Below are 14,288 nucleotides of genomic sequence, written 5' to 3' on the forward strand. Positions count from 1 at the left end.
GGTGGGCAACTCAAGGCCGACGCCCTTCCCCTCAGCGGCCTGTGTCGTTTCCTTCATCGCCTATCTCCCTGGCCGCTGCATCGCCGTGCGCTAGCACCTCCCGAATCGGGGGAAAGGAAGGGATAGGGGGCGAACAAGATAGCCGTGCTTCTGGAGATTGGCTCTAGAACCAAGCAATTGCCAGCCTCCGCAGCCTCACCCCTTTCCCCTCAGGACGGGTGGGAACTGAAACTCAAGATTTCTCGCCTTCGGCTCGAAATGACAGGCGTCTATCTCACGAGAAATGACAGGCGGTCTCTCTTACCAACTCCTCAATGCCCCCACACCTTCTCCTCACCCTACAGGGGGAGGGAGGGCTAGCTTTCCCCCGCGTGCGGGGGGATGAGAGGGGGGCTTTGGCGTCGGCATTCTGCAGCCCCCACTCCTTTCCCTCAGAACCGGCGGGAATTGAAATTCAAGATTTCTCGCCTTCGGCTCGAAATGACAGTTGTTCATCTCGCCTTCGGCTCGAAAGGACAAGTCGTGTTGCCGGCTCTTCAAGCCCCCATCCTCCCGCTCCTCTCCCTATCAGGGAGAGGGGAGACCAATAAGCCACCGCTCGGTCTCCGTTGATAGTCTTTTCTCTGGCAACTAACCATAACCGCCCCCTTTCTCCCTGATAGGGGGAAAGGAAGGGATAGGGGGCGAACAAGACAAGTTCACTCTGCTAACTGCCTCTAGAACCGTGAGATTGGCAGCCCTACCCCCTACCCCCTCGGAACTGCGGGAAGTGAAGCTCAAGATTTCTCGCCTTCGGCTCGAAATGACAGTTGTTTGTCTCGCCTTCGGCTCGAAATGACAGTCGAATCATCGGCTCTTCAAGCCCCCACCCCCACTCCCCTCAAGGCCGATACAGGGGTCCCCAGAAAATCGAAAGATTTTCTGGGGTAGGGCGCCCTCCCCCTCCCCCAATTTGGGAGAGGGGAGATCAGCAAGTTCATTGGCGGTTTCCTTTGATAACCTTTCCCTTGAAAACTAAGCCTAACCGCCCCCTTTCTCCCGAATCGGGGGAAAGGATGGGATAGGGAATAGGGGGCGAACAAGACGAGCCGGCTCCATAAATTGGCTCCAAAGCACTCCCTCTCTGGCATCTCTATTCACCTCTTACCCTCATCTATAACTGCCCTCTTATCTTTACCCTCAACAACGGAAACTTCATAAAAAATTTTTTCACCACGCCCATAAAACTACTTGACAAACCCTAGTACCCTGTGTGATACTGGTAACAATGGCGGTGGTAGTAATGGAGGTTGCCCTTCGGGTACTTGTGCCTTCAAATGCCCGGGTGCAACAAACATCGGCTGTGCTACGAGTGGTTCAACCGTTACATGCCGTGATGGTACAAGTATTACCGTTCGGTGTGCCTAAAAGGGAAGTGCGAGCCAGTATTGGGGCTTGCTGCCCCAATACTGGCTCTGGTTCAATCAGGAAAAAGAAAATACTTACGAAGCGAGGAGAAAGAGAATGCATGCTTTCTGGTTACGTCTTGGACAGCCGATAGTGCTGCTGAGCCTAGGGATTGTCTTAGCAGCCAATTCTCCCGTGACCTCCCCATCCGATGGCTGCCCTTCTGGTACCGTTCCCTTTAAATGTCCGGGCATGTCAACCTATGGGTGTGGTACGCCAGGTAGTATCGTCAGCTGTCCTGATGGCACGCGGATCGTCCTGTCTAAGCCCACTCAGGCGCCACAGACGTTGCCTACGCCTTCGGTAACAGCGACCCAACCGGCTTCCTTCATTTCTCCAGAAGCTATAGCAGTTCTTAAGGGCTTGCTGGCAACCTATCAGCGGGTGAGGGCTTTGAAATCGGTTGAAATTGCAGAACAAACAGGGTTCCTACCAAGCCTAGGGAATCTTTCCGGGCAGGTGAAAACAGAGTTTCTCTATCGCAGCCCTTTGTATTTTAGGGTACGCGACAAGCTGCTGAAGGCTAGCGTACAAGCCACAATGCCTAAGACTGCCTTTGGTGTTTTTTCATTTTCAGAGTGGTGTGATGGCACGAGCCTTTATACCCATCGTTCTGACGACCCAAAGGTTTACTTCGAAAGACCATTATCCAAAGATGAGAAAGCGCACTCTGCTTTAGGGGATATTATGCATCGCGACGACCTTTTAATAAAGCTGTTGGCCGGCATATCGAATTCTGAACAAAATATTCAGAAGTTTCTTATTGCAATGGGCGAATGGGAACAGGGAGCCACTCCTGATCCGTCTGCGTGGCGTATCTCCTCCCTGCAAGTATTTCCTTCAAAACCCCAGTCGGATACGTCCCTTATTACCCTCGAAGCCCAAATCAGCGGGGCTCCGACCTATGGCACCTCCACGATAAGCATTTGGGTTAAACCGTTAGGGAAGAACTTGTATCAGCTGATAGGTTATAGGATACATCTGTGGGATGACATTTTGGTGCGGACAGTCACTTATGAAAGCACCCTTTATTGGCAAAGTTCAGATTTACCCCTATCGCTGTTTCATTGCACCCTGCCTAAGGGAGCCATCAGAAAAGTGTTGCCGGCGGAGGAGAGTGGAGGCTAGTAGAGCAAATTGCTTGGCCTATCTGTGTGGATAAAGGGGGTGATGGGGGTATGGCCTCGGCGTACCATGTGGAAGCGATCCCGTTCAATGTATTAGTAGGCCGAGATGGTCGGATTTTAGCGATAGATGTTCACGGAACGGCATTAGATGAAGCCATCAAATCGGCCTTGCAGGGAGGGCAGGGATAAGGGGGTATGCGGGTATGGCGGTAGAGCGCCCAGAGACAGTTCGGGCGTTGTGCCTTCAAGTCAACGGCGTATCCTCGGAGCTACTAAAGCGATAATGGACTTCGTAAACAACCGGTTCCTCCCTTAATGTGCCGGACAATTACCTGCCGACAGTGCCATTTAGCAGGTTAGAACCCAAAAATCCCGCAGGTGGCGAAGAAATGTCAAAGTTTAGCGAGCCGTTTCGGTATGGCGGTGGTAGACGTCCGATTGCCTAGCAATAGAGTGAGGGAGATATCTCATTTCCATGATATCTCCCTCTTAAATGCTTAACTATCCTGCAGAAGAGGTGAACGGAAATGCCATCAAAAATAGTTAAAGTATTAAGTCTTTTCTTACTAACCAATCTTATCGGTCTCTTATGCGGATGTCAAGAACTAACTCTTTACAAAGACCGTAAGGGCATCTATGGCTTTGACCCAATGACACTGGCGCTTTTTGAAGTAGATGCAAAGAACCGATTTCACATGGTGCATCAGTTTACTCAAGCTGAAGGCAAACCTCTTGCTGTGCTCAGGGATGGCACCTCAACGTTCTATGGGATATGCCAGCACCGCCAAAGATATGTCCTATTTCGATATAGTCAGGGGAAACTGTCCTATCTTCAAAGCTTTTCCCATATTATTTCTGATGAGTTTTACCCGTTTAAGCCAGTCCTGACGCCTGACCATCGTATTTTATATCTCATAGTGCCGCAGGGAAAGACACCTAATGCAGTCGTGCTTGACGCATGCACCCTACGAGGGCAGTGTAGAGTTTTGCACCATTTTGGACGGACTGTACCTTCTGACCTGCTATTAGGCCACGATGGCACCCTATATGGCACGGCCTATTATGTTGTATCCCGAACAAAAGCACCATCCGGTGGGCTTCTATTCCAATATAACCAAAACGCGGGATTTCGGATACTCCACCGATTTAAGTCGGTAGAGGGTTGGGAACCTGGTAATTTAATCCTTGGAGCAAACGGTTCTATCTACGGGATTACGGGTCTAAAGGGGAGATATGGAGCTGGCACGTTATTTGAGTATGCCCCTCGGTCAAGGCGTTTTAGAGTGCTCTATGCGTTTCCGAAAGAGGATGAAGAAGGGGTTTTTCTGTCTGCTGCCGGTAGAAACTGCCTTTATGGGGGAAGTGTAGGAGGAATTCAAGGGAAAGGATACTTATTCAGCTATAATCTCAAACAAGACAAAATGTCAGTTTTGCACCGCTTTACTTCTAACGAAGGTGTGATAAGTGCCCTTGTGCTTGGTGGGGATGGTAATTTGTATGGGACAACAGATAATGGAGGGAAGTATAAAGAAGGTATTCTATTTCAATGCAGTCCGCTAGGGCGGTATCGTGTTTTGCATGTTTTTAATCCATCCGAAGGAGACGGCACAAAAGACGCATTGATCTGGTCGAACGCCAGACTTTACGTTACTGTGGTTAGCCCGCTAGAGACGGAGGCATGGTTGTACAGCTTTGAGATAAGGACACATGTGCTGCGTTCTCTGCACCACTTTTCAACGGCCGCAGGGAATACAGCCTAGCATGGGCATGACATTTGACCGGCTTGCGAATAGGGTCTGCTGCTTTATGAGGATACGCTAGGCAACAAAGGGTGGGGATGGCAGAGAGTCTGGATTTCAGAGACTCTCCTGCCAGCCCGCCCGCTGTGTTTCTAGAGGGTGCCGGTTTTATCGGATGAGCCGTGCGGAGGAGAACCGTCAGGAAAGCAGTCACCAAAACCACTCAAGAAGCCAAACCCTCCGTTTTTGGGTAACAAGCATTCTAAACTCGACGGATATGGTGCAAAACCCGGCATTTGTAACAAGCTCTCTTTCTCCCCTGGTTGGGCACCAAAAGCAGGCAATAGTATATTTGAAAAATTTGAAACCTTGAACCGGAAACCTCCGTTTGTAATAGAAAAGAGGCTTTGGGACGATAGCAGCTTGTCAGTCTGTTCTCCTCCCGAAGCGGAAGGAGGGGCACCAATGAAAAACGGTATGCTCGGCTATTCATTATCCTACTGGGATCGCTTGAGGACAGGAAGTTTGTCTCTCCATCAAAGGCAGCGCACTACCACCTCCCTGTGGAACGGCAAAAGGTTGAGACAGTGGTGCTTGTTCCTTGTGACCGTTTCTCTTCTCTATGGCTGTGAGAGTGTGACGCTCATTGCCGGAAAAGATGGCGATATCTATGGGATTGATTCCAATGTAAGGGCGTTGTTCAAAATAGACCCTCCTACCCATCAGTTGGTAGTTCTCCGCCGGTTTTCCGATGCCGAAGGCTCCCCTAGAGTGCTGGTCGGTGGTCCCGACAATACCTATTATGGGGTGGTGGAGGCCTCTACGGATTCTTCAGACTACAGCACCCTATTTGGGTGGAGAGACGGAGAGTATCAGCGCTTACATACTTTTACGAGTACAAAGGGAGAAGGGTGTGTGTGCTTGGTGACAGATGAGAGCCGCTCTCTTCTCTATGGCCTAACTACAGATTCTAACACGGGCGGAGCAGACCTGTTCTCTTGTACGCAAGAGGGGCAGATCCGTGTGCTTCGTAGGTTCTCATCTTCTACGTGCCCTGTAGGCCTATGGGAGGGCAACGACCACAACCTGTATGGCCTGGCGATAGTCAACATTTCTAAGGGGATAGTCAACTTTTCTAAAAAAATCAAATACGCTCTGTTCACCTATCAGCCTCAGACAGGCTTTCAACTTCTGCATGTATTTGCACCCTGCAACGATTTTAGCTATCCTCTGCAGTCCCCGGATGGCAATACCTACTTTACCGCATGGGGTGGGTGGTATAGGAAGGGCGTCCTGCTCTGCTTGACTGCATCCAAAGAGATACAACTCCTTTACCGGTTCAAGAAAAGAGTAGAGAGCTACGCTCCGGAGCTGATCGCCTATCGTTCGGGACATCTGTACGGGATAGCGAAGGGCGGTGTTCACGGCGACGGTCTTTTGTTTGATTACTTCCAGGGGCGCTGTCGTGTTCTGCATGCATTTTCGCGTAAATCCGAGGCCCCTGCTGAAGGTGGGGCATATCAACCTCGAAGTGACTCTCCTTGCTACGTGCTCGAGGATGATCGTCTGACAGACGGGGTAAATATGGGGGAGGACGGTCAGCTGTATGTGGTAAGCCCAGTAGGGATATACGTGTGTACATTAGCCGGGCAGTATACTTTACAGCGCCGGCTGCCGCCGCAGTTAGCCCCGAAGTCGGCATATGGTTTTGTGAGCTACTGGATGGGGTCTCGGTTGTACGGGTTCCTGATTCAGGGGCAGAGTGGAGTATCGGGGAAGCCGACTAGGCAAACGGTTGTGTGGGAGTATACCCCTCAGACGCAGGAGTTACGTACTTTGGCTCAGCTGAGGGCAGGGCCTGTAGGGAAAGGAAATAAGACACGAGGAGGTTAGCCCATAGCAGATAGGCGGGATATGTCTCTGAAGAAACGGACTTTTATCGCTGAAAAGAGGAAACCTCTGTGATTCCTGCCCTGCTGTCAAGCAAGAGAAAAACGTTGTGCTAGGTTATTTGCTTGTTCTAGCTGGCGACTTTCTATTGCGCTTAGCGTGACCAAAGGGCCACACATACCGGCCAGCTTAGCACCAGTAAGATGGCGACCATCAAGAGCACGATAAGCCGATCGAGCATTTTGATAAGATGGGTTGACATGTTCTAGGTTCCTATGGGCATTAGGTTGGAAACCAAGAGGCCCATAATGTCCCCCTAACACATAAGAAGCCAAATCTTCGTTAGGGCAAGCCGGCACGGGCTTGTTGAATGAGCACACTCGGTTTCCAAAACCTAGCTTTTGGGCATTCACAGAGGTTGTTCCCTTTCGTATAGGAAAAGAGAACTGACGAGATCACCGGTTTTTGTGAAAGAGCCAAGAGAACACCGCCGTTTGGAAAGTCGTCTGATCAAAGTGGGAGGAGCAGAAACCATGTGTCAGCACAAAGGATGTTGTGGCAACCCGGAAGTCGAGAGGATATTAAGTGAGGTAGAGCGCAAATCGCGTCGCCAGTTTTTGCGAGATTTGACAACCGGTGGATTGCTGGTGGCCTTGGCAACGATGGATGAGAAAGCGCGTGCCGACATCTTTATGCCGAGCATCTCCGAGCAGAAGAAAGTAGGACAGCAGGCAGAGCGACAGATATTGCAGCAGTATCGGGTGGTTCATGGGCCTCAAGAGAGATGGCTACAGCGCGTGGGCGAGCGATTGCGGGCGGCGCTAGATGAGAAAGACAGGCGAACTTGGGACTATCGGTTTCATGTGATAGAGAGTAAAGAGATAAATGCCTTTGCGCTGCCGGGTGGGCCTATCTTCATGTTTACTGGTCTCATGGATCGCATCCACGACGATTCGGAGCTAGCCGCCGTTACCGGCCATGAGATGACCCATGTGCGCCTACAGCACTGGGCGCGTGCGGTAGCGGCTCAAAGGAAAGAGGAGCTTGGCTTTTTAGGAATTGTGCTTTTAACCCATGCAAATCGCACCCTACAGAGCTTAGGGGATTTGGCTTTGAGTGCTATAGACCTCAAATATTCACGCGATGAGGAGAAGCAGGCCGATATCGGTGGTCTGGAAGATATGGTGGCTGCCGGATATAACCCCAACGGCATGCTAGAACTATTTGATATGTTAGAGCAAGCCACTAAGGGACAGCCCCAGCCGCCGGAGTTCCTCAGCGATCACCCTCTCACGCAAGAGCGCATTCGCTACGTGAAACAGCTCATCCAGGAGAAGTATAGCGCCTATACGGATAGGCCCATGTAGACGAAAGGGCGAGGCCAACAAACCGGCATTCGTTTTCCTTGGATAACCTTCCCTTCGGAAACTAACCACAGCCGCCCCCTTTCTCCCGAATCGGGGGAAAGGAGGGGATAGGGGGCGAACATGATAAGCTCATTCTACTAACTTGCTCTAGAACCGTAAGATTAGCAGTCTCTGCAGCCCCACCCCTATCGGTAGGGACTGAAACTTAAGATTTCTCGCCTTCGGCTCGAAATGACAGTTGTTCATCTCGTCTTAGGCTCGAAATGACAGTTGTTGATCGCGCCTTCGGCTCGAAATGACAGGCGTATCGCCAGCTCTTCGATCCCCCACCCCCACTCCCCTCCCCCTATCAGGGAGAGGGGCACCTCGCGGTGGGCAACTCAAGGCCGACGCCCTTCCCCTCAGCGGCCTAGAAGGTTGTCTTAATCGCTTATCTTTCTGGCCGCTGCATCGCCGTGCGCTAGCACCTCCCGAATCGGGGGAAAGGAGGGGATAGGGGGCGAACATGATAAGCTCATTCTACTAACTTGCTCTAGAACCGTGAAGCCGGCAGTCTCTGCAGCCCCCCATCCTCTCTGGGTTTCCAAGAGGGGAAGATCAATCCTTGTACGGATCGACCACCCCGCGCCCGGCCATCGCTACACCGATGGGCTTGAGGGTATGAAGAATACGTACCGTCTTACCCTGGTGTCGCAGCACCTCATCTAGGCGCTTGTAGCATTCGGGGCTTTCGTCCACATCGCCACCACGAAGCGTAACGCCGGCGCGCTGTACCCACTGCGTCATGCTATCTCGTGAGAGCGTACGCTTTGCCTGGTTGCGTCCGAGCACACGACCCGCACCGTGCACCGTAGAGAAGAGCGTGTAGTGCAGCAGGGGCACGTTCTGGTGCTTTTCGCTCTTTTCGGGGCTAACTCCCTCCAGAATGACGGCCGGCTCGCCCATGGTGCCGCCAACAAAGCTTTTTTGGCCGGGGTACGAGGGCGTAGCCCCTTTGCGCACAACCCACACCTCCACACCATCAATAGTTTCTTTCCAAGCGAAGTTATGGTGGTTATGCACTTCTTCCACGATATTGGCCCCGATAATTCTGGCAACCTTATCGCAAACCCAGTCTCGACCCGCATAGGCGTAGCGACCGGCGAGGTGCATGCATTCGAGATAGAGCTGGCCCAGCTCTTCTTTCAGCGGCAACACCAGAGGGTCTACCATCATGCCATCCTTGGCGCCGGTCTTCTTTAGGAACCAGGTGAGGGTGCGATGCCCTAGCCCGCGGCTGCCAAAGTGAACGCCCACCCACACGCGATCCTCTTCATCCACGAAAATATCCACGTAGTGGTTACCGCTACCCACCGTGCCAAGCTGTTCGTAGGCCATCTGCTTAAGGGAGCGTACCGGTTCGAGCTTCCACGCCGAGTCGTCGAACAGCGGGTGGTCTACACGCTCTTTGTTGGCGCGGCCAAGCCCGAAGGAGATTTGGGAAGCGATGTCGTCCATAAGACGCCCGATATTAGCCCGAACCTCCTCGGCCGGAACGTCGAGTCGCACCGCCTTGTTGCCGCAGGCGATGTCGAAGCCTACTCCCGAAGGCGAGATGGCGTCGTAATAGGCGATCACCCCCCCGATCGGCACCGCATAGCCAACGTGGTGGTCGGCCATAAGGGCGGCGCGATAGGCGTTCTTGTGCTTCATGCAGTTTCTAATCTGCGTTACTGCATCCTCTTGTGGCTCCCCAAACACGGGGATACCCTCGATGAACTGTACCTTTGCGCTCATATTCGGTTCCATAAGCATGTTAAGCTTTCTATGGGGATTTGCCGTTAAATCCCTACGCAAATCTATATCGAGAAGTTATCCACAAAAAGTAAAACGGGCTATCATGAAGCCTCCGTGCACAAGTTTGGAGAGGCCATGTGTGAACAGAAAAGCCGATCTCGAGAAAATGGACGCGGAAAAGGTTGACAAAAAGAGAAGAGTTGGAGTAAACTACACAGGTTCTCGCGCTAGGAGGTTTATGGCGCGGGAGGACAGACGCACTTAACGTAAAGGAGGCGGTTAAAAGCGGGGCTTCCCCCGACTTCATAGGACTTCCGTAACGACGATACAACTCCTGTGCGCGTGTTGTCCTGCCCGGCCAATGGCTGTGGGCATTTTTAATGCCTTTCCTCTCTAATGCGCGAACCTTGGTTGCGTAGGGTCTCTTTAGGAGATCGTAAAAACTCTGCTTTGGGTTAAGGAAGCGGCGAAACGTATGCCAACAATTAATCAGCTCGTACGAAAAGGCCGTAAGCGGCTTATTAAAAAGACAAAGGCGCCGGCACTGCGGGGCCATCCGCAGCTGCGAGGGGTCTGTTTAAGCGTGCGAACCGTGTCGCCTAAAAAGCCGAACTCGGCCTTGCGGAAGATCGCGCGCGTGCGCCTTACCAATAAGGTAGAGGTAACGGCCTACATTCCGGGTATCGGCCATAACCTACAAGAGCACTCGGTGGTGCTGGTGCGGGGTGGCCGCGTGAAAGACCTTCCCGGAGTGCGCTATCATATTGTGCGCGGCGCCCTGGATGCGGCAGGCACGCGTGACAGAAAGTCGAGCCGCTCGAAATACGGAACGAAACGTCCTAAGTAAAGCGAGGAGAGCAAGAGATGCCGAGAAATGCGCCGGAGGGCGGCGTCCGCCCGCGTGTGATACCGCCGGACCCGATCTACAACAGCGTTATGGTGCAGAAGTTTATCAATCGCCTTATGAAGGACGGAAAGAAGAGCGTCGCGGAGACCATCTTCTACAAGGCGATGGAGCAGGTAGAGCGTCGAACCCAGCGACCTGCGCTTGAAGTGTTCGATCAGGCTATTCGCAATGTGGCGCCGGTCGTTGAAGTGAGGCCGCGTCGTGTGGGCGGGCAGACCTATCAGGTGCCGGTGCCCGTTCGAGATGCCCGCCGCTTCTCATTGGCCATCCGCTGGATTGTGCTTAATGCGCGTAAGCGGTCGGGGCGAAGCATGATAGATAAGTTGGCTGCGGAACTGATGGATGCGGCTAACAACACCGGCGCTTCGGTGCGGCGACGTGAAGAGGTGCATCGGATGGCCGATGCCAACAAGGCCTTCGCGCATTATCGTATTTGATGGTTTCTGGTTTTAGGGGAGAGCGAAGAGCCAACTGAGTTCGAAAAAGGAGCAGGGCACAACCCTAACGCTTCAAAGAAATTGAGGGATACCTAGCCCGTGCTGCGCCGGTCAACGAACGCGGTGCGAGCATGGGAGAAGTGAGTGGAGAGTTATGGCAAGAGAGTACGCCTTAAATAAAACGCGAAACATTGGTATTGCAGCCCACATTGATGCAGGGAAAACCACCTGCACCGAACGGATTCTGTTCTATACCGGCCGAACCTACAAGATCGGTGAGGTGCATGAAGGCTCGGCCACCATGGACTGGATGGTGCAGGAGCAGGAGCGGGGCATCACCATCACCTCCGCCGCGACCACCTGCTTCTGGGGCGTTCAGCGCGATTCCAAAGGGGAACGTATTAAAGACCATCGCATCAACATCATTGACACGCCGGGCCACGTGGATTTTACGGTGGAGGTGGAGCGCTCCCTGCGTGTGTTGGATGGGGTGATCGCCATTTTCTGCGCCGTCGGCGGGGTGCAGCCCCAGTCGGAAACGGTGTGGCGGCAGGCCAATAAGTACCATGTACCCCGAATCGCTTTCATTAATAAAATGGACCGCATGGGCGCGAACTTCTACGGGGTGGTCGAAAAAATCCGCGAGCGTCTCGGCGCTAACGCCGTGCCCATCCAGCTGCCCATAGGGAGCGAAGCGGATTTCGTAGGGGTGGTAGACCTCGTCGAGATGAAGGCGATCCGCTACCTCGATGATATCGGTCAGAAGTATGAGGTCGTTGATATCCCCTCCGATCTTTTGGATAAGGCCAATGAGTATCATACGCGATTGGTTGAGGCGGCCGCCGAGGTGGATGAGGAGCTTATTGAGAAATACCTCGAAGGAGAGCCGATCTCTGTAGACGAGATTCGCAAAGCTCTGCGAAAGGGCACCATCTCCGGCGCCATTGTGCCGGTGCTGTGCGGCTCGGCCTACAAGAACAAGGGGATACAACCGCTTCTCGACGCCGTGGTCTACTACCTGCCGGCACCGGATGATATTCCGGCCATTGTGGGCAAACATCCCGATACGGGAGCCGAAGAGGTTCGTAAACCCTCCGATGAGGAGCCTTTCTGTGCGCTGGCCTTTAAAATTGCAACCGATAAGTACGGTCTGCTCACCTTCTTCCGCGTCTACTCCGGCACGCTTACAACCGGTCAAACCGTGTTGAATGCCTCGACCGGTAAGAAGGAGCGCGTGGGACGCATCGTTCGCATGCATGCTAACAATCGGGAGGATGTAGATGCCGTCTATGCCGGAGATATTGCGGCTATTGTAGGGCTGAAGGATACGCGCACCGGCGATACGCTGTGCGATGAAAAGCATCCTATTCTGTTGGAAGCTATCTCCTTCCCCGAGCCGGTCATCTCCATTGCTATCGAGCCGAAAACGAAGGCCGATCAGGATAAGCTGGCCACAGCCCTGCAGAAATTGGCCAGCGAAGACCCCACGTTCCGTGTTTCCACCGACCCGGAGACCGGGCAGACCATTCTTAGCGGCATGGGTGAGCTTCAGCTCGATATCAAAATTGACATTTTAAAACGAGAGTACGGCATCGAGGCCAACTACGGGGCACCGCAGGTGGCATACCGCGAGGCGATTCGCCATAAGGCCTCCGCGCGCGTTCCGTTTAAGCGCCAAACAGGAGGGTCCGGCCAGTATGGTGACTGCGAACTCGAAATCGAGCCGCTGGAGACCGGCGAAGGTTTCGAGTTTGTGAACAAGATCACCGGTGGTGTGATCCCGAAAGAGTTCATCCCCGCTGTGGAAAAGGGCGTGCGCGAAGCGATGGAATCCGGTGTGTTGGCCGGCTATCCGGTGGTGGATGTTCGCGTCGCTGTGGTGGACGGCTCTTACCATGAGGTGGACTCGAGCGAGATCGCCTTTAAGGTGGCCGCTAACCAGACGATGAAAGAAGCTCTTCGACGCGCCGGCCCTTACCTGAAAGAGCCGATTATGGAGGTCGAGATCGTTACGCCTGAGAACTACATGGGCGACGTTATCGGCGACATTAACCGAAGACGCGGGCGCGTAGAGGGTATGGAGCCTGGCCCCGGTGGCACGCAGACCATTCGGGCTTTGGTGCCGCTGGCCGAAATGTTCGGCTACGCCACCGATCTGCGCGGCATGACCCAAGGGCGGGCTACGTTTACCATGCAACCGTCCCACTATGAAGAGGTTCCTCGCCATGTGGCGGAGGAGATTTTGGCTAAAACCGGGCAGAAACAGCCCGTTAAAACCTGATATGTCTGAACGGCTCCGATGAACATAGCCCCTCTGTAGGCATCTTCGGAGCCTTCCTTTTACTTATTCTAAAATCGAACGGTGAACGCTTCACAGGTGGAGAATAGGAGACTGACTTATGGGAAAGCAGAAGTTTGAGCGTACGAAGCCTCATGTGAATGTGGGGACAATCGGTCATGTAGATCATGGCAAGACGACGTTGACCTCGGCCATTACGCGAGTGCTTGCGGCCTACAACGGCAGCAAGGCCCTCAAATACGAGGAGATAGACAGCGCCCCGGAGGAGCGTGCTCGTGGGGTGACCATCAACGTCTACCATGCCGAGTACGAGACGGATAAGCGCCATTATGCCCACGTGGACTGTCCCGGTCACGCCGACTACATCAAGAACATGATAACGGGAGCGGCCCAGATGGACGGGGCGATCTTGGTGGTTTCTGCCGCCGACGGCCCGATGCCCCAAACGCGGGAGCACATCTTGTTGGCTCGTCAGGTGGGGGTTCCCTACATCGTGGTGTTTTTGAACAAGGTGGACATGGTAGACGACCCGGAGCTTCTGGACTTGGTGGAGATGGAGGTTCGGGAGCTATTGAGCAAGTACGAGTTTCCTGGGGATGAGGTGCCTGTGATTCGGGGTTCGGCGTTGCAGGCGATGTTAAGCGAGGACTTAAGCCGCAATGACAAGTGGAATGGTCGGATATGGGAGTTGTTGGATGCGATAGACGAGTACATTCCGACGCCGCAGCGGGAGATAGACAAGCCGTTTTTGATGCCGATAGAGGATGTGTTCACGATCACGGGTCGTGGGACGGTGGTGACGGGTCGTGTGGAGCGGGGTCAGTTAAAGGTCAACGAGCCTGTAGAGATAGTGGGTTTACGTCCGACACGTCAGACGGTAGCGACCTCGTTGGAGCAGTTTCACAAGACGTGTGATGTGATCTACGCTGGGGACAACGCGGGGATACTGTTGCGCGGTGTGAACCGGACGGATGTGGAGCGGGGTCAGGTGGTGGCCAAGCCCGGGACGATTCGTCCTCACACGAAGTTTCAGGGGGAGATATATGTGTTAACGAAGGAGGAGGGTGGTCGTCACACACCGTTTTACAGTGGGTATCGTCCTCAGTTTTACTTTAGGACGACGGATGTAACGGGTTCGATGGAACTGCCGGAAGGTGTGGAGATGGTGATGCCTGGGGACAACGTACGGATAACGGCGGAGTTAATTCAGCCGGTAGCGTTGGAGGAGGGCTTGCGTTTTGCGGTTCGGGAGGGAGGACACACGGTAGGAGCCGGTGTCGTTACCAAAGTCCTCGAATAG

10 protein-coding genes are annotated in these 14,288 nt (G+C 53.5%); 9 read left to right on the top strand and 1 reads right to left on the bottom strand.

The features are described 5' to 3' along the window. Nucleotides 1-1,503 precede the first annotated feature (1,503 nt). From VKV18_RS01840 to VKV18_RS01860, 5 genes are all read left to right on the top strand, one after another. Complete coding sequence (locus VKV18_RS01840; RefSeq protein WP_324202526.1) at nucleotides 1,504-2,574, top strand: hypothetical protein; 1,071 nt, start codon at nucleotides 1,504-1,506, stop codon at nucleotides 2,572-2,574. 50 nt (nucleotides 2,575-2,624) lie between these two features. Then, nucleotides 2,625-2,762, top strand: coding sequence for a hypothetical protein (locus VKV18_RS01845; protein WP_324202527.1), 138 nt, complete (start codon nucleotides 2,625-2,627; stop codon nucleotides 2,760-2,762). Between the two features lie 338 nt (nucleotides 2,763-3,100). After that, nucleotides 3,101-4,333, top strand: coding sequence for a choice-of-anchor tandem repeat GloVer-containing protein (locus VKV18_RS01850; protein ID WP_324202528.1), 1,233 nt, complete (start codon nucleotides 3,101-3,103; stop codon nucleotides 4,331-4,333). Between the two features lie 444 nt (nucleotides 4,334-4,777). Continuing rightward, complete coding sequence (locus VKV18_RS01855) at nucleotides 4,778-6,205, top strand: hypothetical protein (protein ID WP_324202529.1); 1,428 nt, start codon at nucleotides 4,778-4,780, stop codon at nucleotides 6,203-6,205. Nucleotides 6,206-6,735: 530 nt separating this feature from the next. Next, nucleotides 6,736-7,569, top strand: a complete 834-nt coding sequence (locus VKV18_RS01860; protein WP_324202530.1) for a M48 family metallopeptidase — start codon at nucleotides 6,736-6,738, stop codon at nucleotides 7,567-7,569. Nucleotides 7,570-8,166: 597 nt separating this feature from the next. Here VKV18_RS01860 and VKV18_RS01865 read toward each other — a convergent pair. Beyond that, nucleotides 8,167-9,345 carry an RtcB family protein gene (locus tag VKV18_RS01865; protein ID WP_324202531.1) on the bottom strand — a complete coding sequence of 393 codons (1,179 nt, stop codon included), beginning with the start codon at nucleotides 9,343-9,345 and terminating at the stop codon, nucleotides 8,167-8,169. A 475-nt stretch (nucleotides 9,346-9,820) separates the two neighbouring features. Here VKV18_RS01865 and rpsL point away from each other — a divergent pair, with 475 nt between their 5' ends. The 4 genes from rpsL (at nucleotide 9,821) to tuf (ending at nucleotide 14,288) form a co-directional block, all read left to right on the top strand. After that, complete coding sequence (gene rpsL, locus VKV18_RS01870; protein ID WP_016484146.1) at nucleotides 9,821-10,192, top strand: 30S ribosomal protein S12; 372 nt, start codon at nucleotides 9,821-9,823, stop codon at nucleotides 10,190-10,192. Nucleotides 10,193-10,209: 17 nt separating this feature from the next. After that, on the top strand, nucleotides 10,210-10,689 hold the full coding sequence (gene rpsG, locus VKV18_RS01875) for a 30S ribosomal protein S7 (RefSeq protein WP_324202532.1): 480 nt from the start codon (nucleotides 10,210-10,212) through the stop codon (nucleotides 10,687-10,689). A gap of 154 nt (nucleotides 10,690-10,843) precedes the next feature. Continuing rightward, nucleotides 10,844-12,970 carry an elongation factor G gene (fusA, locus tag VKV18_RS01880; RefSeq protein ID WP_324202533.1) on the top strand — a complete coding sequence of 709 codons (2,127 nt, stop codon included), beginning with the start codon at nucleotides 10,844-10,846 and terminating at the stop codon, nucleotides 12,968-12,970. Nucleotides 12,971-13,088: 118 nt separating this feature from the next. Next, complete coding sequence (gene tuf / locus VKV18_RS01885; RefSeq protein ID WP_324202534.1) at nucleotides 13,089-14,288, top strand: elongation factor Tu; 1,200 nt, start codon at nucleotides 13,089-13,091, stop codon at nucleotides 14,286-14,288.

Origin of the sequence: Chthonomonas sp., from assembly GCF_035294505.1 — a bacterium.
GTDB lineage: Bacteria > Armatimonadota > Chthonomonadetes > Chthonomonadales > Chthonomonadaceae > Chthonomonas.

What these genes read in the sequence shown, in the direction of transcription:
- VKV18_RS01840 (WP_324202526.1), top strand. Translation starts at nt 1,504, where the DNA reads ATGCATGCTTTCTGGTTACGTCTTGGACAGCCGATAGTGCTGCTGAGC.
- VKV18_RS01850 (WP_324202528.1), top strand. Translation starts at nt 3,101, where the DNA reads ATGCCATCAAAAATAGTTAAAGTATTAAGTCTTTTCTTACTAACCAAT.
- VKV18_RS01865 (WP_324202531.1), bottom strand. Translation starts at nt 9,345, where the DNA reads ATGAGCGCAAAGGTACAGTTCATCGAGGGTATCCCCGTGTTTGGGGAG.
- rpsL (WP_016484146.1), top strand. Translation starts at nt 9,821, where the DNA reads ATGCCAACAATTAATCAGCTCGTACGAAAAGGCCGTAAGCGGCTTATT.
- tuf (WP_324202534.1), top strand. Translation starts at nt 13,089, where the DNA reads ATGGGAAAGCAGAAGTTTGAGCGTACGAAGCCTCATGTGAATGTGGGG.
- VKV18_RS01845 (WP_324202527.1), top strand. Translation starts at nt 2,625, where the DNA reads ATGGCCTCGGCGTACCATGTGGAAGCGATCCCGTTCAATGTATTAGTA.
- VKV18_RS01860 (WP_324202530.1), top strand. Translation starts at nt 6,736, where the DNA reads ATGTGTCAGCACAAAGGATGTTGTGGCAACCCGGAAGTCGAGAGGATA.
- rpsG (WP_324202532.1), top strand. Translation starts at nt 10,210, where the DNA reads ATGCCGAGAAATGCGCCGGAGGGCGGCGTCCGCCCGCGTGTGATACCG.
- fusA (WP_324202533.1), top strand. Translation starts at nt 10,844, where the DNA reads ATGGCAAGAGAGTACGCCTTAAATAAAACGCGAAACATTGGTATTGCA.
- VKV18_RS01855 (WP_324202529.1), top strand. Translation starts at nt 4,778, where the DNA reads ATGAAAAACGGTATGCTCGGCTATTCATTATCCTACTGGGATCGCTTG.